Raw genomic sequence first — 19,448 nt, forward strand, 5'->3', positions numbered from 1 at the left:
GTATGCACGGATGACAGACAGGGAGACACCATGAAGTGGGAAGGCAATCGCGAATCCGACAACGTTGAAGACCGGCGCGACGGCGGTGGCGGGGGAGGCGGCTTCGGCTTTGGGGGCCGCAGCGTCGGCATCGGCACCATCGTGGTGGCGCTGGTCGGCGGCTGGATCTTCGGCATCAACCCGATGACCATTCTGAGCCTGCTCAGCGGCGGCGGACCGCCGGCACAGGTACAACAGGGCCCGGCTCCCAAGCCGCCGGCCGATGACCGCATGGCGAAATTCGTCTCCACCGTGCTGGCGGACACCGAAGATGTCTGGACCGATGTGTTTGCCAAGGGCGGCGGCACTTACCAGAAACCGCGGCTGGTGCTCTTTCGTGGCGCCACGCAAACGGCCTGCGGGCAGGGCCAGGCCGCCATGGGGCCGTTTTACTGTCCGGGCGACCAGAAGGTCTACATCGACCTGGGTTTTTACGAAACCCTCCGTAGCCGGTTGGGAGCACCCGGCGACTTCGCCCAGGCTTATGTGATCGCGCATGAGGTGGGCCACCATGTGCAGAACCTGCTCGGCATCAGCGGCAAGATGGACCAGATGCGCGGGCGGGTCAGCAAGGCCGAATACAACGCCCTGAGCGTTCGCCTTGAGCTCCAGGCCGACTGTTTTGCCGGCGTCTGGGCGCACAACGCACAGAACGCGCGCCAGATACTGGAGCAGGGCGACGTGGAGGAGGCCATGAACGCCGCCGCCAAAATCGGCGACGATGCCCTGCAGCGGGCCGGTGGCGGCGCGGTGGTGCCTGAAAGCTTCACCCACGGCACCAGCGCCCAGCGCCAGCGCTGGTTCGACACCGGCCTGAAAACCGGCAGCATGAAGGCCTGCGACACCTTTAGTGCCCGCAGTATTTAGCCGGCAGTCAACAATTTAGAGTGAAATCGGGCCGTAGCCCTTTACTGACGTGCGCAAGTAGCTATAAAATAGATAGCAATAAAGGGGCATTGCCCCAGTGGCTGCCCTGGCCCAAATGGCCCTGAAGGCGCAGTGGGCCGGCAAAACCGGCATCGGGGCCTAAAGTGCGACAATAGAAGGCTGAGGAAGCGCTGCAACAGCCCCATCATGGTCGCTGACCGTGCCACGCCGGGCGGCCCGCCGCGCTCCCTTTCTTGCCAATGGTGCAGCGGTGCCGTTGGCTGCCAGCGCGCCGGTCCGCGCGCCCTTCGCAAGACAACCCGCAGAGTACCGCCAAGCCTTTTTATGACATCCTCTTTTTCCAATCTTTCGCTGGCAGAACCGCTGGCCCGCGCCGTGGCCGAAATGGGCTACGAAACCATGACGCCCATCCAGGAACAGGCCATCCCGGTCGTCCTGCAGGGTAAAGACGTCATGGGCGCCGCGCAAACCGRCACCGGCAAGACCGCGGCTTTCGCGCTGCCCCTGCTGCAGCGCATGATGAAGCACGAGAACGCCTCGACGTCGCCAGCCCGCCACCCGGTGCGCGCGCTGGTGCTGCTACCCACGCGCGAACTCGCCGTGCAGGTGGCCCAGCAGGTCGAGCTGTACGCCAAATACACCAATCTGCGCAGCACCGTGGTGTTTGGCGGCATGGACATGAAGCCGCAGACGGCCGAGCTCAAAAAAGGCGTTGAAGTGCTGGTGGCTACGCCGGGTCGTCTGCTTGACCACATTGAAGCCAAGAACGCCGTACTCAACCAGGTCGAATACGTGGTGCTCGACGAAGCCGACCGCATGCTGGACATCGGTTTCTTGCCCGACCTGCAGCGCATCCTGAGCTACCTGCCCAAGCAGCGCATCACCTTGCTGTTCTCGGCGACTTTTTCGCCTGAAATCAAGCGCCTGGCTTCCAGTTACCTGCAGGATCCGGTCACGATTGAAGTGGCGCGCTCCAACGCGACGGCTTCTACCGTCGAGCAGCATTTCTACAGCGTGGGCGCTGACGACAAGCGCCGTGCCCTGCACCAGATACTGAAACAGCGCGGCATGAAGCAGGCTTTTGTGTTCGTCAACAGCAAGCTCGGTTGCGCGCGGCTGGCGCGTTCCCTGGAACGTGAAGGCCTCAAGACCACGGCGCTGCACGGCGACAAGAGCCAGGACGAACGCCTCAAGGCGCTGGAAGCCTTCAAGAAGGGCGAAGTCGACCTGCTGGTGTGCACCGACGTGGCGGCGCGCGGCCTGGACATCAAGGATGTGCCCGCGGTGTTCAACTTCGATGTGCCCTTCAATGCCGAAGATTACGTGCACCGCATCGGCCGTACCGGCCGGGCCGGCGCATCGGGCCTGGCTGTGAGTTTTGTTGCCAGCAGCGACCAGCGCCTTGTGGCTGATATTGAGAAGCTGATCAAGACCAAGATCGAGCTGGAGCCCATCGAGTTCGAGGAAGACCAGCCCCGGATCAGCGAGCAGGGCCGTATCAATGACGGCCGCCGCATGTACCGTGAAGGTGAAGAGGGCGGCCATGCGCGTGAAGCGCGCCAGCCGCGGGAGCGGCGCGAGTACACGCCGCATCGCCAGCCGGCGGCGCCGCGTGACCCGTTCTTCGACCAGCCCTACGAAGCAACCGCTGCGCCCGATGCCACGCCCGCCTGGGAGGCTGCCGCCAAGGCCGCCCCTGCGCGCAGCAGTGTGTCGGCCAATATCAAGCCGAAGAAAAAAGTCGCAGCGCTGTTCAAGACAGCCGGTTAAGACAACCGGTTAAGACAACCGGTTAAGACAACCGGTTAGGGCGCGCCCGTCCAGCACCGGTTCATTGCGGGGCGCTGAGCAGCGCCTCTACCCGATTTCCTCCACCAGTTTCCATACTCCCGTCGGTTCACGCCTACGGTGCAGGGAGCTGCTGTCCGGTTGGGTCTTTGCTGCGGGTTTCCTAAGCTTTCGGGATGATGGAGAAACCCGATCCGCATGTTCAGGCCCCGCCGGCCTTCGCGCTTTCTTCCCTTCAGAAGATTTTCAGGCCTCTTTACCGGCCCCTGTGGCAGGCCATCGACCACTGGATTGATGCAGGCGGCATGCGCATGAGCGCGGCCATGTCGTTCTACGGCATCCTCAGCCTGGCGCCGCTGCTGGTGCTGCTGGTGGCAGTGCTCGGCTGGTGGCTGGACCGCCGGTATATCGAAACCAGCCTGGTGGATCAGATCCGCAGCGTCATCGGCGCGCAGGGCGCACAGGTGGTACAGCAGGCACTTTCAAGTGCCCAGGCTCCTTCAGAGGGCATCACGGCTTCGCTGTTTGCTTTTGCGCTGCTGTTGTCGGGTGCGACCGGCGTCTTTGCCGAACTGCAGGATGCGTTTGAGCGCCTGTGGCGGCAAGGCAGTGGTGAGCTGCCGCAGCAGAAATGGTGGCACAGCGCTTCTTTGCGGCTGCGAGGTGTGGCCTACATCCTGGCCTTCGGTTTTCTCTTGCTGGTTTCGCTGGCGATCTCGACTTTTCTGAGCCTTCTCTCAGGCTGGGCAGGCGGCTATTTGCCGATTGAGAAGATCGCCTGGGTCCTCAATGAGGTTGTGTCTTTCTGCTTTTGCGTGGTGCTCTTTGTGGCGCTCATGAAAATGAGCGTAGGCCCCAAGCCCGCTTTACGCTATCTGGTGATGGGTTCCGCGGCGGGGGCCATCCTGTTTGCGGTCGGCAAGCACCTGATGGCTTTTTATCTTTCGACCGCTGCGATTGTGTCGGCCTATGGCGCGGCGGGCTCACTGGTGGTGATCCTGATGTGGATTTACTTTTCGTCGGCTGTGCTGTTGCTGGCTGCAAGCATGGCCCGGGCCTGGGCGGATGAGGCAAGTGCCGCGCGGCAACCGGTTTAAGCCGGCTTGCCGGCCTTGCCAGGTTTTTGCGCTTCTTCGCATTGCACACTGACCAGTTCAAACTCGCCGGGCGCCGTCCCCAATCTGGCCGCCGTCAGGCAGCCGCCCCACACGCAGCCGGTGTCGAGTGGCAAGGTGTTGTTGCGCAGGGCGGGTGTGCTGTTCTTGCCGCTGGCCAGCGTAGACCAATGGCCAAACGCCACCGGCGTATCTGCTGTGGCCCGGCCGGGAACATCAAACCAGGGCAGGTGGCCTTCTGGCGCGCTGCCGGGGCCGTCGGTACTGCTGAAGTCCATCACGCCTTCGGGTGTGCAAAACCGCAGGCGCGTGAGTGCGTTCACGATGACCCGCAGCCTGTCGGCGCCCTTGAGGCTGTCGCTCCAGTGATCAGGCGTGTTGCCGTACATGGCCTGCAGAAAGTCCTTGAGATGGCCGCCGCGCAGCACCTGCTCCACCTCTGAGCCCAGCGCCACGGTTTGCGCCGCATTCCATTGCGGCAGCACGCCCGCATGCACCATCAGCCAGCCGTGGCGATGGATGGCCATGGCGCGGTGGCGCAGCCAGTCGAGCAGTTCCTCGCTGTCCTTGGCCTCCAGAATGTCCTGTACGGTGTCGCTGCGGCCCGGCTTGCGCACGCCTTGCCACACAGCCAGCAGGTGCAGGTCGTGGTTACCGAGCAGGCATTGCGCAGCGTCGCCCAATGCCGAGAGGCTGCGCAGCACCTTCAGGGAGCCGGGGCCGCGGTTGACCAGGTCGCCAAGGATGTAGAGAGTGTCGCGGCTTGGCGAGAAATCGATCTTGTCCAGCAAGCGCTGAAAAGGTGCGTGGCAGCCCTGCAGGTCGCCGATACAGTAAAGTGACATGTGTTTATTTTGCGCCAGGCCCCATGGACTTTTTCCTGATTGCTTTTCTGACCTTGCTCAACGGTGTGTTTGCCATGTCGGAGATGGCACTGGCTTCGAGCCGCAAAGCCCGGCTCTCGGCCATGGGCGAATCCGGCGACAAGGGCGCGCAGGCGGCGCTGGGGCTGCTGGACAACCCTACGCAGTTTCTTTCGTCGGTGCAGGTCGGCATCACCTCTATCGGCATGCTCAACGGCATTATTGGCGAGGCGGCTTTCAGCAGCGGTTTGGCGGCGTGGATCCAGACCTTCGGCGTGCGGCCGCGCGTCTCCGAGATCACCGCCACCGCGCTGGTGGTGACAGTCATCACCTTCATCACCATCGTCTTTGGCGAGCTGGTGCCCAAACGCATCGGGCAGCTGTACCCGGAAACCGTCGCACGTCTGGTTTCAAGGCCCATGATGTGGGTGGCGACGGGCTTCAAACCCTTTGTCAGGCTGCTGTCCATCAGCACGCAGGCGGTACTCAAGCTGCTGCGTATCGACAACAGCGCCGGCCGGGCCGTCACCGAAGAAGAAATCGCGGCCAGCCTGGAGGAGGGGGTGGACGCCGGCCTGATTGAGGAGCATGAACACCAGATGGTGCAGAACGTGTTTCTGCTGGATGACCGCCTGCTCACTTCACTGATGCTGCCGCGTTCCGACATTGAGTGGCTCGACGCTTCCGACACCATTGCCCAGGCCATCGACAAGGCCGGCGCCACCGGCCACTCGTGGTATCCCGTCTGCCGCGGCAGCCTTGATGACGTGGTGGGCGTGGTCAATGTGGCCAAGCTGCTCGCGCTGCGCGGCCAGATCCAGCCCGCCGCTTCCGGCCAAAGCTCGGGCGCGGTACCCTCGGTGACCGACCGCATCGGTGCTTATGCCGTGCCGGCGGTCTTCGTGCCGGAAACGCTCACGGGCATGGAGTTGCTGGAGCAGTTCCGGGCCCGTTCCACCCGCATTGTGTTTGTGGTCGATGAATACGGGGTAGTGCAGGGTCTCATGACGCCCATGGACATGCTGGAAGCCATCACCGGTGAGTTGCAGCCCGGCGCGCAGATGGACGCGTGGGCGACCGAAAGAGAGGACGGCAGCTGGCTCATTGACGGTGTCATGCCTGTCTCTGAACTCAAAGCCCGTCTGGATATCAGGGAACTGCCCGAGGAAGGCCGGGGCCGCTACAACACGGTGGCCGGCCTGCTTCAAAGCGTTTCGGGGCGGCTGCTGAAAACGGCCGAGCGGGTGGAATGCGCGGGCTGGCGCTTCGAAGTCCTTGACCTTGATGGCAAGCGGATCGACAAAATCCTGGCCAGCCCCATTCCGGTCGATCTCAATATGTAAATATTTGTTTCTACCAGTAGACCACTTGGGTTGTATTGGCGGAACATATATGTGAAAAAAGGCCACTTTTAGGTAGATTGGATTCAATATGAGTCGCGTTCACAACACCTTCATACGTAAATAGTTGTAACTTAACGGGGCTGTGTTTAAACTGAAAAAAAGTTAAGGCACTCATGTTTGATGTTTTTGTGTTGGCGCTCACTGCGACGGCGGTGTCTGCAATGGCGACGGGAGCAGCCTGCCATCATGGCTGGCTGGCGCGTTCCGCGCGCAAAAAAAGGCGCCTTCCCACGCATTGGCACCTGCAGCCAAGGCCGCTGCTACTGGAGGCCGAACAGGACGTGTGGCATTGGCTTCAGCGGGCCTTTTTTGACCACCATGTCCTGATCAAAGTCCCTGTCATCCGCTTTGTCTCGCCGCGGACCGAAGCCGAAGGGCAGCGTTCCTTTGAATTGCTGAAAACCGTCTACTGCACTTTCACTGTATGCGCCGCGGATGGAACCGTCATTGGTTGCCTGGATGTTCCCGGCCCTCGTGGGCTCAAGGCCAGCAACCGTGACCTCAAGCGCAAGCTGTTTGAAGAATGCGGGATTGCCTACGCCGTCGTGCGTGCGAGCAACCTTCCCTCCCTGGAAGATGTTCGCGCGGCATTCCTCGGAGAAATCGACCTGTCCGACGACGAACCCGATGTGCTCGGCGAGCCCCCCTTGGCCTTGCCGGTTGAGGTGGATGCCGACGCCGATGCCATGGCCACCGTGCCCGATACCATGCGCGCTGCCAACGGAACCCTCCTGGAGGAGGCGCCAAAAGTCGCCAGCATGGACATTGCGGCAGCCCGAAGCAGCCTGCAAGCCAAGCTGGAACGCAACCGCAGGATACGGTTCACCAATTTCGACCCGCTCAGCACAGGGTCCGGCATTGTTCATGACAACGCCGACCACAATTTTGCTGTGCAGTGGGAAGACTCTTTCATCACACCGGAAGAGCCGGATACGCCGAACGGCACCAACGCCTGAGCGTTTAAAGCCGCAGCGGTGTTGCGGGTCTGCGGGCTTTATTCAATTTGCTTTCGCGGTGTCAAACAATGCCTTCGTTTCCGCCGGCATCACGGTTGTCAGCGGTTTGCCGCCCGGTTTCATGGGTTTTAAAAACCATTGTTCATACCAGCCCTGCGCTGCGCCGCTGCGCATGGATTCCTTGATAGAGGCGTTGACCAGGTCACCCATGGCGGCGTCCCCCTTGCGGTAGGCAATGGCAATAGGTTCTACCGACAGGCGTTCCGGCAGGATCAGGTAGTCGCCTGCATTGGGCAGGCTCGCCAATTGCGCGGCGAGCGCCACACCGTCGCGGGCGTACCCTGCCGCCCAGCCCAGTTGCAACTGTCCGAGGGCGGCATCCGCGTTGACTGCCTTGGCGTGTTGCCACTTCAATGAATGCTGCTGCGCGTAGAGATCCAGCGCGGGAACCACGGTGGTGCCGGCAATGCCCACAATGCTTTTGCCTTGCAGTTGGTCGAGCGCGCTGAGTTTGTCCTTGGTGCGCACCGCCACCTGGACGGCTTCGATAAAAATCGGTGTCGAGAAATCCATTCGCGCCCGGCGCTCCGGTGTGTCGGTTACGTTCTCGCACAGCAAATCGACACTGCCTTCAGACAGCAAGCGTGTGCGGGCGTCCACGTACGTTTCGATATACCGTACCGGCAGGTTCGGCTTGCCGGCAGCCTGGCGGAGCCGCTCGATGATGGGCTTGCAGAATTCGATGCTATAGCCCAGAGGCTTTTCCGCCGTCTGGTGAAACGAGAAAGGCGCGGAGTTTGCGCGGTAGCCCACATTGATCTGCCCGCGGCTCTTGATTTTCTCCAGTGTGGCCTGCGCTTGAGCCCACTGCGGTACGGCAATCGCTGCTATAGCCAGGACGGCCGGAAACAGCCGTTGTCGAAAAGGACGAAGCGGAAATATCCCCATACGAATCCCCCTGTTGCTGGGTTAGATTCTTATGGAAAAGGGCCAGGTTCGCAAACAATGCGGGGTGATGACTTTCCCGATACAGCCAAGGTACTCATCGCGCTGCAATCATCGGCAGCTATGAATGAAAAAGGCCCAGGATCGTACCCACTGTTGATTCCAAGATGCCTTCAGTTCGGCAATGACCGCTGTAGAACTATTGTTGAACGTAAATGCATGCAGGCGGCAGGTCGCTTTGATAGCGCTCATACATTGCCGTGTAAGCCGCCTCGATGTGACTGACGAACAAAGGCGTGTCAAACAGCGGTGTTGTCAGCCTGTTTCGGGCCAGTTTCTCCCTGATCTGTGCGAGGCGCCGGGGGACGGTCGCCAGCTCAATCGCAGAGGCCTCATAGTCCGTCATGTTCAAGGTAATCAGCTCGGTCAAGCCAACCGTATGAAGCAGGCTTGCGGCCACCCGGCTGGCGAAAGATTCGCTCATGCATGTCAATACAGGTAGTCCGGCCCACAAGGCATCACTGGCTGTTGTGTGGGCGTTATAAGGCAGCGTATCCAGAAACAGGTCGGCCAAGCGGTGCCTTGCAAGATGGTCGGCCGAAGGTAGCCGCTTTGCAAAAATCAGCCGCTTCGGGTCAACGCCTCTTTGCAGTGCTTCCTTATGCAGATTGATCGCTGCTTTTGGGTTGTCCTCAAGGAGCCAAAGCACGCTTCCTTCCACCGCCTTCAATATTCGCATCCAGCAATCAAAAACCTCGGGTGTAATTTTGAAACTGTTGTTGAAGCAGCAGAAAACAAAACCGATTGCGGGTAAACCAGCTTCTTCGCGGCTCGGTACCTTGTCTGCAATAAGACGCTTGCTGTCGTTTGGCTGATAGCTATTGGGAAGATAGACGATGTTTTCGCTGTATTGCCGCCGGCTTTCTTCGGGAATAACTGTTTTGTCTGCGATCAGATAGTCCATGAAATCGGCGCCCATGGTCGCCGGATAGACGAGATAGTTCACCTGAACAGGTGCAGCTCTCAGGCTAAAAATATCTGGCCGGCTTCCAAGTGTGAAACCACTCAGGTCGATGGCAATGTCTATTTCCAGGTCTCTTGACAGTTGTACGACTGCTTTGTCGGATTGGAGTCGAACATCAAGAAACTTGTCGAAAGTTGCCAAAGCCCTGTCCCTCATTGCGTCCTTCCTGTCGGGTCCAAATGAGAAAGCGTACAGCTCAAACCTGGATCGATTGTGTTTCTCAAACAACTCGGCCATCAGACGCATGGTTGCATGATCGTGAAAGTCCGCGGAAAAGTATCCCACCCGAATCTTGTCGCGCCGCTGGTGTTTGGGGATGCTGCTGGCGGTTGCTGAATCCAGGCCTTTGTCTTTGACCCATAAGGTGGCCGCTTTGCACTGCAATGACAAATCCGCTGTAAATCCCAACATGCCAAACGGTATGGCGACTTTCCTTCCGGCCTCAATGTCCTGAAAAAACTTTGGCAAATCATTTGCAAGCGAACGCCAGTCGCAAATTTTCATTTTTGCGTGCAACAGCGAACCAAATACGAACTCGGCATTGGCATTCAGTTCAATACCTCGCTTGTAACAATCGGCGGCCGCTTCATAGCGCTTCATCTCATCGAGAGCGATCCCTAAATTGACCCACACATCCGATAGATTTGGCGCAAGCGCCAACGCTTTCGCGTAAGAAGATTCGGCTGCCTCATGCTGCTTCAGTCCGTTCAACGCGACCCCCAGGTTGAGCCAGGCCTCGGCTGAATCTGGCGCCAGTTCGGTTGCCTTGCGGCAGGCGGCTTCGGCGGCCCCGTAATTTTTCTGGTCACTCAATACGCCGCCTAGATTGACATAGGCGGGAGCCAGATCCGGATTCAATGCAATTGCCTTCCTGAAGGCTGTTTCGGCATCGTCCAGTCGTCTCTGGTTGCTCCGGAGTTTGCCCAGGTTGGAGTGGGCAAAAGCATAGTCCGGCGCCAATGCCAGCGCTTGATTCAGACATTGCTCCGCCTTAAGGTATGCGCCCAATTCGGTCAGCTGCAGGCCGATGCTGTTTTGCGCGTCCGCCGAATTGAGCGTTCGAACCCGGGCTTTTTCAAGGGCGTCTACCGCCTCTGGTTTTCTGCCCATCCCACCGAATGCGTTTCCCAGGTGATACCAGGCTTCAGGCAGGTCAGGGGCGAGTTGAAGGCTTCGTTGGCACCACTCGGCGGCGGCGGCGTATTCACCGCGAGCGTTGGCGGCGCCGGCATTGCCGATGTAGTTGGAAAGAAGCTGCTCCAGCATTTTGATTTTTTTGGTTCCGGGAGGTCTATATCTTCGCATGCCCTTCGTGCGTAAACAGATGCCGCTGAGACCAGGGCTTCAGGCCTCCGAGCCCCTCGGACATTCACGCAATTACTGGGTGAGTACACGCACACTTTGCAGTCGGACAAGACGAGTGCGCAACTCGTAGGCCGCTTTAGTTGAGTCGGACTTTTTCAAGTGCATTCTCGCCATATGAAAAAGCCCCTGTTCCTTGCGAAACAGGGGCTTCAATTGGTGCCGGAGAGATGAATCGAACACCCGACCTTCTCATTACGAATGAGCTGCTCTACCGACTGAGCTACACCGGCTTTGTATCAAATACAGCCTTCAATTATAGCCCGGAGTGGTAAGAGGTCACCCGTTCGACTTCATTTTTGGAGCCGAGTATGACGCTGACGCGCTCATGCAGCTTGGTGGGCTGCAAATCCAGGATGCGTTGTTTGCCGTTGGTGGCGGCGCCGCCGGCCTGTTCGATGAGCCAGCTCATGGGGTTGGCTTCGTACATCAGGCGCAGTTTTCCGGCCTTTTCGGGCTCGCGTTTGTCCCAGGGGTAGAGGAAGATGCCGCCGCGGCACAGGATGCGGTGCACGTCGGCCACCATGGCGGCAACCCAGCGCATGTTGAAGTCCTTGCCGCGCGGACCGTCCTTGCCGGCCAGCAGCTCGTCCACGTAGCGCTTGACCGGCTCGTCCCAATGCCGCATGTTGCTCATGTTGATGGCGAACTCTTTGGTGTCGGCCGGGATCTGCACGTTTTCCTCGATCAGCACAAAGGAGCCCTGCTCACGGTCCAGCGTGAACATGGCGACGCCGTCGCCGACGGTCAGCACCAGCGTTGTCTGCGGGCCGTAGATGCAGTAACCCGCCGCCACCTGTTTGTGGCCGGCCTGAAGGAAGTCGCCTTCATCCACAGCGCGGTCGCCCTCGGGCATTTTCAGCACGCTGAAAATGGTGCCAATGCTGGAGTTGATGTCGATGTTGCTGGAGCCGTCGAGCGGGTCGAACAGCAGCAGGTATTCACCCTGGGGGTAGCGATTCGGCACCACGTAAATGCCTTCCATTTCCTCGCTGGCCATGCCGGCCAGGTGGCCGCCCCATTCATTGGCCTCAATCAGCACTTCGTTGGCAATGATGTCCAGCTTCTTCTGGATCTCACCCTGCACGTTCTCACTTTCGGCGCTGCCCATGCCGCTGCCGAGCGCACCCTTGTTGACGGCCTGGCTGATGCTCTTGCAGGCGCGGGCGACCACTTCGAGCAGCAAGCGAAGCTGCGAGGGAATGTGACCGTCGATGCGCTGCTGCTCGATCAGGTAGCGGGTCAGGGAGATTTTTTGGGACATGAGGGCTCCATTCGGTTGAGGGATAGTTCGTTTGGGCGGCGTATGGCTGGGCGGGCGCTTAGCCAGGCTCGCCTTGCTGTTCGCGTTCTTCAAATTCGGCAAGCGTGGCCAGGGTGTCGTCCAGCAGGTCCTCGTCGTCCTTCGCACGGGCAATGTCCACGCGTTGCTGGAAGAGGGCGCGCGCTTCGCTGGGCTGGCCCGTTTCGTGCGCGAGCACGCCCAGCTGGAACAGGGTGTCCAGCACGATGTCCGTGTCCTGCAAGGCCTGGCCCAGCGCCAGACGCTGTTGCAGCCAGGCCTGAGCCTGCGCATGCTCGCCCAGCTCGTAGGCATTTTGCGCCAGGTTGTTGATGAGGCCGAAGAGGCGCTTGTCCGTGCCGGAGCCGAAGGCGCTTTGTGCATCTGCCAGCAGTTGCCGGTTGTGCGCCAGTGCCTCGGCGAAGCGGCCGGCCTCGTGCAGGGCGTAGCCTGTCTCTTCGCGGATTCCCAGCTTCTGCTCGGTGTTCAGGGGGGCGCCTTCGTGCGCGGCCCAGTGGGCCGACTGCTGAAGGTGCTCGACGGCGGTGTCGTACTCCTCGGCTTCCAGGGCCGACTCGCCGATGGCGTAATGCTGTTCGTAGCGCTCGGTAGGCGTGAGGCTGCCCTTGGCAGCGCGGATGGCCAGGGCGCGCAGGCCCAGGGGCAGGCCCTCGGCATCCAGCTGGCGTTTGCGGAACACCACGAACTGCAACCACAGCCAATTAGCCATCTCGGCGGAGTCGGCGCCCAGGGCTTCGGCCAGAGGCTCCAGCGCGGCCAGGTCGGCTGACATGCGCGAACCGCTGAACATGCCGCCGGCGTCGTACACCGTGTCGCGCAGCGGGTTGAACTTCTTCGCAAACCGCTGTGCGGGGTTATTGAATGTGAACAATGCCATGGCGGGTGCTGTCCGCGTTCAGTCGGCCAGTGCGCGAGAGACGACTTCGTGCGTGTCCTTGCTCAAATCGGTCTTGGCTGCGACGCGGGCAATCGCTTCGCGCGCCGCGCTGCGGTAGGGCTCGGCCAGCTTGCTCCAGCGGTCCAGCGCGCGCGCCAGGCGGGCCGCCACTTGCGGATTGATGGCGTCGAGCTCCATCACGCGGTCGCTCCAGAACACGTAGCCGGCGGCATCGGCGCGATGGAACGCGGCCGGGTTGCCCTGGCAGTAGGTGCTGACCACGCTGCGGGCGCGGTTGGGGTTGCGCAGGCTGAAGTCGGTGTGCTTCATGAGCTGCTTGACCGCGGGCAGGATGTTGCCGCCGCGGTCAGGCGCGCCGGCCTGCAGGCCGAACCATTTGTCGATGACAAGGGCTTCGTCCTTGAACATGGCGTGGAACAGTGGCAGCGCCTCGGCGGCCAGCGCGTGGCCGCTGGAGACCAGGGCGGCCAGCGCGTTGAAGCGGTCGGTCATGTTGCCGGCGTCCTTGAAGCGCTGCAGGGTCTTGCCCGGCCAGACGGTATCGCCGGAAGCCTGCGCCGCCAGGCACAGATGCGTGAGTGCCATTCCCGCGAGCGCGCGGCGGCCCGAGGAGGCCGGGTCAGGCGTGTAAGCGCCGGTGTCGTGGTTGGCCTCGTACACGGCTTGCCAGTCGGCTGCCAGGGCTGTGGCCAGCTGCTGCCGCATGGCTTCGCGCACTGCATGAATGCGCTGCGGGTCCACCACGTCCAGCTGTTCGGCCAGGTAGGTTTCGGATGGCAGGGTCAGCACCAGCTCCTTGAAGGCCGAGTCCAGCGCGGGGTGGCGCAGCACCTGGCGCATCGCGTCAAGATAGGCATCATCGAGCACTGCAGCCGTTACGGGGCCTGCGCCACTAGCTATTGATTTGATAGCGCGGTTGACGGCCAGGCGTTGCCCGGCTTCCCAGCGGTTGAAAGGGTCGCTGTCATGCGCCAGCAAATGCAGCAGCTGGGCGTCGGTGTAGTCAAACTCCAGCACCACCGGGGCGGTGAAGCCGCGCAGGATGGAGGGAACCGGCTCGGCATCGATGTTGACGAAGGTCAGCGTTTCGCTGGCCTGCGTCAGCACTACAGTACGGGTGCGGGCAGGTGCCTGGCTCTCACCGGCCAGCTGCAGCGGCAAGTCCTGGCCGTCTGCGCCCAGCAGGCCCAGGCCGACCGGTATGACAAACGGCTCCTTCACGGCTTGCCCTGCCGTGGGCATGCAGCTTTGCGACAAGGTCAGGGTGTAGGTGCGCGCCGCCGCGTCATAAGCACCCTGCGCGTGCACACGCGGCGTGCCGGCCTGGCTGTACCAGCGCTTGAACTGCGGCAAGAGGCGCGCCAGGTCCGACATCGGGTTGGCGTCGGCAATCGCCTGCGCGAAGTCGTCGCAGGTCACGGCGTGGCCGTCGTGGCGCTCAAAGTAAAGCGTCATGCCGCGGGCAAAGCCCTCACGGCCCACCAGGGTCTGCATCATGCGGACGACTTCAGCGCCCTTTTCATAAATGGTGACGGTATAGAAGTTGCTGATCTCGACGTAGCTGTCGGGCCGCACCGGGTGGGCCATGGGGCCGGCGTCTTCGGGGAACTGGGCGGTGCGCAGCACGCGCACGTCTTCAATGCGCTTGACGGCGCGGGCCGAGGCCTCGCCGCACAGATCCTGGCTGAACTCCTGGTCGCGGAACACCGTCAGGCCTTCCTTCAGGCTGAGCTGGAACCAGTCGCGGCAGGTGACGCGGTTGCCCGTCCAGTTGTGGAAGTACTCGTGGCCGACCACGCTTTCAATATTGGAGAAATCAACGTCGGTGGCGGTGGCCTGGTTGGCCAGCACGTACTTGGTGTTGAAGATGTTCAGGCCCTTGTTTTCCATCGCGCCCATGTTGAAGTCGCTGGTGGCGACGATCATGAAGCGCTCCAGGTCCAGCGGCAGGCCGAAGCGGGCTTCGTCCCATGCCACCGAATGCATCAGCGATGTCATCGCGTGCTCGGTTTTGTCGAGGTCGCCGGGGCGTACATAAACCTGCAGCACGTGCTCCTTGCCTGCGCGGGAGGTGACGCGCTGCTCGCGGGCCACCAGCTGGCCGGCCACCAGGGCAAAGAGGTAGCTCGGCTTTTTGTGCGGGTCTACCCACTTGGCGAAATGCCGCGCGCCGTTGGGGCCGGGCTCCAGCGGGCCCTGGCTGACCAGGTTTCCGTTGGACAGCAGCACCGGGTACTGCGCCTTGTCGGCGCGCAGGGTCACGGTGTAGCTGGCCATCACGTCGGGGCGGTCCAGGAAGTAGGTGATGCGCCTGAAACCTTCGGCCTCGCACTGCGTGAAGAAGGAGTTGTTGCTGACGTACAGGCCCATCAGCTTGGTGTTTTTGGCGGGGCAGGTCGTGGTGAAGATTTCCAGCTCAAAGGGCTCGGTGCCTTCTGGCAGGTTTTCCAGCACCAGCTGGTTGCCTTCCATCTTGAAGGAGGTGCCCTGGCCGTTCACCAGCACGCGCGAAAGATTGAGCTCTTCGCCGTCCAGCTTCAGGGCTTGTGCCGGCACGTCCGGGTTGCGGCGCAGGCTCATCTTGTTGAGCACGCGTGTTTTCTGCGGGTCCAGGTCAAAGCACAGATCGACCGTATCGATCCAGTAGGCGGGCGCGACGTAGTCGGCGCGGTTGATGACCACCGCGGCGCCGGGGCTCGCTCCGTCAAGCATATGCAGCATGGTTAATTCCTGAAAATCAAAATTTCACAACTTCCCGAGCGCGTCGAAAGGCACGCGCTCACACGCCCTCACACACCCTGTTTGAGTGAGGCTTCAATAAACACGTCCAGGTCGCCGTCCAGCACTTTCTGCGTGGCCGAGACTTCTACATTGGTGCGCAGGTCCTTGATGCGGCTGTTGTCCAGCACGTAGCTGCGAATCTGGTGGCCCCAACCCACGTCGGTCTTGGTGTCTTCGAGTTTTTGCTGCGCTTCCTGCTGCTTGCGCAATTCGAAGTCATACAGACGCGAACGCAGGCGCTTCCAGGCCACGTCACGGTTGCTGTGCTGGCTGCGGCCGTCCTGGCACTGCACCACGATGCCGGTCGGAATGTGCGTCAGGCGCACGGCCGAGTCGGTCTTGTTGATGTGCTGGCCGCCGGCGCCGCTGGCGCGGAAGGTGTCGGTGCGCACGTCTGAAGGGTTGATCTCGATTTCAATCGAGTCATCGATCTCGGGGTAGACAAACACCGAAGCGAACGAGGTGTGGCGCCCGCCGGAGGAGTCGAACGGCGACTTGCGCACCAGACGGTGTACGCCGGTTTCGGTGCGCAGCAGGCCGAAAGCGTACTCGCCCTCGATCTTGATGGTCGCACCCTTGATGCCGGCCGTGTCGCCGGGCGATTCGTCTTCAACCGTGGTCTTGAAACCCTTGCGCTCCGCGTATTTGAGGTACTGGCGCAGCAGCATGCTGGCCCAGTCGCAGGCTTCGGTGCCGCCGGCGCCGGCCTGGATGTCGAGGAAGCAGGGCAGGGGGTCGGCCGGGTTGTTGAACATCCGGCGGAATTCCATCTTTTCGACTTCCGTAGCCACCTTGGCGGCTTCGCCTTCAATCGTCTGCATGCCGGCGTCGTCGCCTTCGGCCTTGGACATCTCGAAGAGTTCGGTGTTGTCGGCCAGCTCGGCGCTCAGGCGGTCGATCACATGGACCACGTCTTCCAGCGATTTCTTTTCCCTGCCGAGCTCCTGCGCGCGCTTGGGGTTGTCCCAGACCTTCGGGTCTTCCAGTGCGGCGTTGACTTCGTTCAGCTTACGTTCTTTGGCAGGGTAGTCAAAGATACCCCCGAAGTTCATTGACCCGGTTGCTGAGGTCCACGAGCTGGTTGCTGATGAGGTTGATGCGTTCTGCGTCCATGATTTTTCTGTCCTAAATGGTGGGAGCCGCATTGGGCGGCGTAACCCGGCATTTTCTCATGATGCAGGGCCTTTCAGGCCAAGAACCCCTCAATCAGTGTTGCCAGCTGTTCGGGCTGGTCATGGTGCAGCATGTGGCCGGCATCCTGGATCACCGCGACCTGCGCCTGGCGGACCTGTTTGAGCCGTTCGTGGTACTCGGCCAGGGTGTATTTTTCCTTCCACCACAGGGCCAGGGAGTCGTCGGACGCTTCGACGGCCAGCACCGGAGCACTGATGCAGCGGTAGACCTCGAGGGCCTCGTCGACGCGGTAGAGCTGCGCGCTGGTGATCTTGTGGGCAGCTTCTCCCAGAATCTCCCATTTGCCTTCGGCATTTGGCCGGGACCAATGGCTGGCCAGCCAGCCGGCCTTGTCGGCGGACAGGCGCGGGTTGGTTCTCATCAGGCGGCGCGCCACGCCGGCCACGTCGGTATAGGCTTTGAGTTCCAGCTCGCCCCGATGCAGGCTTTTGAGTTCGTTCATCCATTGGGCATAACGGCCGGGGGCTTGCCCAGCTTGGGTGGATGGCAGACCAAAGCCCTCCAGGTTGACCAGCCTGCGGATGCGTGCGGGCCGTACGCCCGCGTACAGCATGGCGACATTGCCGCCCATGCTGTGGCCTACCAAATCAACGGGTTTGTCGCCGGCGTAGTGGTCGAGCAGAAAGTCCAGGTCCGCCAGGTAATCGGGAAACCAATAATTGTCGGCAGGGTTGCCTGCGGGGCCGGAGCCGGTCAACCCGAAACCGCGCCAGTCGGGTGCGATGATGGTCCGGCCTTGCACGAAAGCGTCCGACAGCGCGTCCACCATGAACTGGTAAGAGGCTGCCACGTCCATCCATCCATGAACCAGAACCAGCGGCGGCAATGCCGGGTTCGCGCCTGCCGCGCTTTCCCAGAGCCACACGTGGTAACTCAAGCCACGTATAGGGACAAACTCGCTGCGTGATGATCGTTTTTCTTTGTACATTGGTTCCCATGATAAAGAGACACGAGTTGACGCGCAGTCAAAACAGGGACAAGCCGGCCGGTCCCAAATCCCCCGCCGTCGGGCAAGCCGACCAGTACGCGGCGCTTCATTCCGGCTTCCGCTGGCAGGTCGACGAGCACTTCAACATCGCCGAAGTATGTTGCAGCCGCTGGGCCAGGGGTGAAGGTGCAACGGCGGGTGCTACTAAAAGAATAGCTGTTCGCGCTCACCAGCCGGGCGCTGCAGCCGTTTCTTATACCTATTCGGAACTGAAGGGCGCTGCCGATGCCTTGAGCCATGTACTGGCTGGCCTGGGCGTTCAGCGCGGCGACCGCGTCGCCATCGTGATGCCGCAACGTTTTGAAACCGCTGTGGCTTACATGGCGGTCTTCCAGATGGGGGCGGTCGCCATGCCGCTGTCCATGCTGTTCGGCCCTGATGCGCTCGAATACCGCCTGCAAGACAGCGATGCGGTGCTGGCCATTTGCGACGAAAGTTCGATTGACAGCCTGAATGCCATCCGCGGCAACTGCCCGGCGTTGCGCACGGTGGTGGCAGCAGGTACGGCGCAGGGCAAGGGTGACGTGGACTACGAAACTGCGTTAGCGAAACACAGGAGCGCCTTCACCGCCGTCAAGACCAAGGCCGACGAAGGCGCGATCCTGATCTACACCAGCGGCACCACCGGCCCACCCAAGGGTGCGCTGCTGCCGCATCGCGCCTTGATTGGCAACCTGCCCGGCTTCATCTGCAGCCAGAACTGGTTTGGCTTTGACGGCAAAACCAATAAAAAGTCCGACGCTGTTTTCTGGTCCCCGGCAGACTGGGCGTGGACAGGCGGCCTGATGGACGCCTTGCTGCCCAGCCTCTACTTCGGCCGGCCCATCGTTGCCTTCAACGGCCGCTTCAGCCCCGAACTGGCCTTCAGCCTGATGGCGGAACAGGGCGTCACGCACACCTTTCTGTTCCCGACGGCCCTCAAGGCCATGATGAAGGCCTACCCACGGCCCAGGCAGCACTTCAAGCTGAAACTGCAGGCCATGATGAGCGCCGGCGAAGCCGTAGGCGATGCGGTGTTTGCGTACTGCAAGGATCAGCTCGGCGTCACCGTCAATGAAATGTTCGGGCAGACCGAAATCAATTACGTGGTGGGCAACTGCAGCATGAACAGGGTTCATGGCGAGCGCAGCGCCGGGCCGCCCCAAGCAAGCTCAGCCCCCTCGGGGGGCAGCGCATTACACGAAGTGAAAAGCGTGGGGGCGTTTGCAGGTTGGCCCGCCCGGCCGGGCAGCATGGGCAAAGGCTATCCGGGTCACCGCGTGGCGGTGATTGATGACGAAGGCAAGGAATGCGCGGTGGGTGTGCCGGGCGATGTGTCGGTCAACCGCTATGACATTCACGGCGACCCGGATCCGATTTTCTTTTTGGGCTACTGGAAGAAAGATGAGTCCACCCGCGGCAAGTTCACCGGCGACTGGTGCCGCACAGGCGACCTGGCAAGGCGCGATGCCGATGGCTACCTCTGGTACGAAGGCCGCGCAGACGACGTCTTCAAGGCCGCCGGCTACCGCATCGGCCCCGGCGAAATCGAGAACTGCCTGGTCAAGCACGCAGCCGTCGCCAACGCCGCCGTGGTGCCCAAGCCCGACCGCGAGCGCGGTGCAGTCGTCAAGGCGTATGTCGTACTTGCTCCTGATTTGATAGCTTCTCGCGCAAGCCACCCGGGCGGTACAGCCCGATTTGATGATGAACTGACGCTGCAGCTGCAAGCCCACGTCAAAACCATGCTCGCGCCGTACGAATACCCCAAGGAGATTGAATTCATAGACGCGCTGCCCATGACCACGACGGGCAAGGTGCAAAGGCGCGTGCTGCGCCTGCAGGAAGAAGAGCGTTTCAAAGCATCAAAAACGTAGTAGCGAACCGCCATAAAAAAAGCACCCGAGAGGGTGCTTTTTTTC

The 19,448-nt window shown here is 61.3% G+C and carries 14 protein-coding genes and 1 tRNA gene; 6 read left to right on the top strand and 9 right to left on the bottom strand.

Annotated elements, in window-relative coordinates:
• The first annotated feature begins 30 nt into the window (after positions 1-30).
• The 3 genes from ypfJ to AC1DY9_RS00435 all read left to right on the top strand — a co-directional run bounded on the left by ypfJ (position 31) and on the right by AC1DY9_RS00435 (position 3,812).
• Complete coding sequence (gene ypfJ, locus AC1DY9_RS00425; protein ID WP_477665517.1) at positions 31-906, top strand: KPN_02809 family neutral zinc metallopeptidase; 876 nt, start codon at positions 31-33, stop codon at positions 904-906.
• 345 nt (positions 907-1,251) lie between these two features.
• Positions 1,252-2,697, top strand: a complete 1,446-nt coding sequence (locus AC1DY9_RS00430; protein ID WP_477665518.1) for a DEAD/DEAH box helicase — start codon at positions 1,252-1,254, stop codon at positions 2,695-2,697.
• 194 nt (positions 2,698-2,891) lie between these two features.
• A complete protein-coding gene (locus AC1DY9_RS00435) occupies positions 2,892-3,812 on the top strand; it encodes a YihY/virulence factor BrkB family protein (protein ID WP_457279882.1) in 921 nt (306 codons plus the stop codon).
• Here the strand turns inward: AC1DY9_RS00435 and AC1DY9_RS00440 are convergent.
• Complete coding sequence (locus AC1DY9_RS00440) at positions 3,809-4,675, bottom strand: symmetrical bis(5'-nucleosyl)-tetraphosphatase (protein ID WP_457279883.1); 867 nt, start codon at positions 4,673-4,675, stop codon at positions 3,809-3,811. The two genes, AC1DY9_RS00435 and AC1DY9_RS00440, sit on opposite strands and share 4 nt — an antisense overlap.
• Positions 4,676-4,698: 23 nt before the next feature.
• On the opposite strand from AC1DY9_RS00440, the gene AC1DY9_RS00445 reads away from it, so the two are divergent.
• The gene (locus AC1DY9_RS00445; protein ID WP_477665519.1) at positions 4,699-6,036 is read left to right on the top strand and encodes a hemolysin family protein; all 1,338 of its coding nucleotides are present in this window, start codon (positions 4,699-4,701) and stop codon (positions 6,034-6,036) included.
• A 173-nt stretch (positions 6,037-6,209) separates the two neighbouring features.
• On the top strand, positions 6,210-7,052 hold the full coding sequence (locus tag AC1DY9_RS00450; protein ID WP_477665520.1) for a DUF2726 domain-containing protein: 843 nt from the start codon (positions 6,210-6,212) through the stop codon (positions 7,050-7,052).
• A 42-nt stretch (positions 7,053-7,094) separates the two neighbouring features.
• Here AC1DY9_RS00450 and AC1DY9_RS00455 read toward each other — a convergent pair whose 3' ends face one another.
• The 8 genes from AC1DY9_RS00455 to AC1DY9_RS00490 form a co-directional block, all read right to left on the bottom strand.
• Positions 7,095-8,000: an amino acid ABC transporter substrate-binding protein gene (locus AC1DY9_RS00455; protein ID WP_477665521.1), complete on the bottom strand. Its 906-nt coding sequence runs from the start codon at positions 7,998-8,000 to the stop codon at positions 7,095-7,097.
• 196 nt (positions 8,001-8,196) lie between these two features.
• Positions 8,197-10,287 (bottom strand): tetratricopeptide repeat protein, encoded by a 2,091-nt coding sequence (locus AC1DY9_RS00460; protein WP_477665522.1) that lies wholly within the window; start codon positions 10,285-10,287, stop codon positions 8,197-8,199.
• A 253-nt stretch (positions 10,288-10,540) separates the two neighbouring features.
• Positions 10,541-10,616 (bottom strand) — tRNA-Thr (locus AC1DY9_RS00465).
• A 23-nt stretch (positions 10,617-10,639) separates the two neighbouring features.
• Positions 10,640-11,647: a class 1 fructose-bisphosphatase gene (locus AC1DY9_RS00470; RefSeq protein ID WP_477665523.1), complete on the bottom strand. Its 1,008-nt coding sequence runs from the start codon at positions 11,645-11,647 to the stop codon at positions 10,640-10,642.
• 58 nt (positions 11,648-11,705) lie between these two features.
• Complete coding sequence (locus tag AC1DY9_RS00475; RefSeq protein WP_477665524.1) at positions 11,706-12,563, bottom strand: tetratricopeptide repeat protein; 858 nt, start codon at positions 12,561-12,563, stop codon at positions 11,706-11,708.
• A gap of 18 nt (positions 12,564-12,581) precedes the next feature.
• Positions 12,582-15,305 carry an aminopeptidase N gene (pepN, locus tag AC1DY9_RS00480; RefSeq protein WP_477665525.1) on the bottom strand — a complete coding sequence of 908 codons (2,724 nt, stop codon included), beginning with the start codon at positions 15,303-15,305 and terminating at the stop codon, positions 12,582-12,584.
• A 68-nt stretch (positions 15,306-15,373) separates the two neighbouring features.
• Positions 15,374-16,478 (bottom strand): peptide chain release factor 2 gene (prfB, locus tag AC1DY9_RS00485; protein WP_457279890.1). Its coding sequence is split into 2 segments (ribosomal slippage): positions 15,374-16,396 and positions 16,398-16,478, totalling 1,104 coding nucleotides; the frame shifts between segments, so codons are not numbered across the junction.
• 73 nt (positions 16,479-16,551) lie between these two features.
• Complete coding sequence (locus AC1DY9_RS00490) at positions 16,552-17,487, bottom strand: alpha/beta fold hydrolase (RefSeq protein WP_477665526.1); 936 nt, start codon at positions 17,485-17,487, stop codon at positions 16,552-16,554.
• Positions 17,488-17,495: 8 nt separating this feature from the next.
• Between AC1DY9_RS00490 and AC1DY9_RS00495 the strand changes: the two genes are divergently transcribed.
• The gene (locus AC1DY9_RS00495; RefSeq protein ID WP_477665527.1) at positions 17,496-19,403 is read left to right on the top strand and encodes an acetate--CoA ligase; all 1,908 of its coding nucleotides are present in this window, start codon (positions 17,496-17,498) and stop codon (positions 19,401-19,403) included.
• Positions 19,404-19,448 lie beyond the last annotated feature (45 nt).

The organism is Polaromonas sp. P1_F6, assembly GCF_056405695.1.

Coding starts and splice junctions, on each gene's coding strand:
- ypfJ (WP_477665517.1), top strand. CDS start 31: ATGAAGTGGGAAGGCAATCGCGAATCCGACAACGTTGAAGACCGGCGC.
- AC1DY9_RS00435 (WP_457279882.1), top strand. CDS start 2,892: ATGATGGAGAAACCCGATCCGCATGTTCAGGCCCCGCCGGCCTTCGCG.
- AC1DY9_RS00440 (WP_457279883.1), bottom strand. CDS start 4,675: ATGTCACTTTACTGTATCGGCGACCTGCAGGGCTGCCACGCACCTTTT.
- AC1DY9_RS00445 (WP_477665519.1), top strand. CDS start 4,699: ATGGACTTTTTCCTGATTGCTTTTCTGACCTTGCTCAACGGTGTGTTT.
- AC1DY9_RS00450 (WP_477665520.1), top strand. CDS start 6,210: ATGTTTGATGTTTTTGTGTTGGCGCTCACTGCGACGGCGGTGTCTGCA.
- AC1DY9_RS00455 (WP_477665521.1), bottom strand. CDS start 8,000: ATGGGGATATTTCCGCTTCGTCCTTTTCGACAACGGCTGTTTCCGGCC.
- AC1DY9_RS00460 (WP_477665522.1), bottom strand. CDS start 10,287: ATGCTGGAGCAGCTTCTTTCCAACTACATCGGCAATGCCGGCGCCGCC.
- AC1DY9_RS00470 (WP_477665523.1), bottom strand. CDS start 11,647: ATGTCCCAAAAAATCTCCCTGACCCGCTACCTGATCGAGCAGCAGCGC.
- AC1DY9_RS00475 (WP_477665524.1), bottom strand. CDS start 12,563: ATGGCATTGTTCACATTCAATAACCCCGCACAGCGGTTTGCGAAGAAG.
- pepN (WP_477665525.1), bottom strand. CDS start 15,305: ATGCTGCATATGCTTGACGGAGCGAGCCCCGGCGCCGCGGTGGTCATC.
- AC1DY9_RS00490 (WP_477665526.1), bottom strand. CDS start 17,487: ATGTACAAAGAAAAACGATCATCACGCAGCGAGTTTGTCCCTATACGT.
- AC1DY9_RS00495 (WP_477665527.1), top strand. CDS start 17,496: ATGATAAAGAGACACGAGTTGACGCGCAGTCAAAACAGGGACAAGCCG.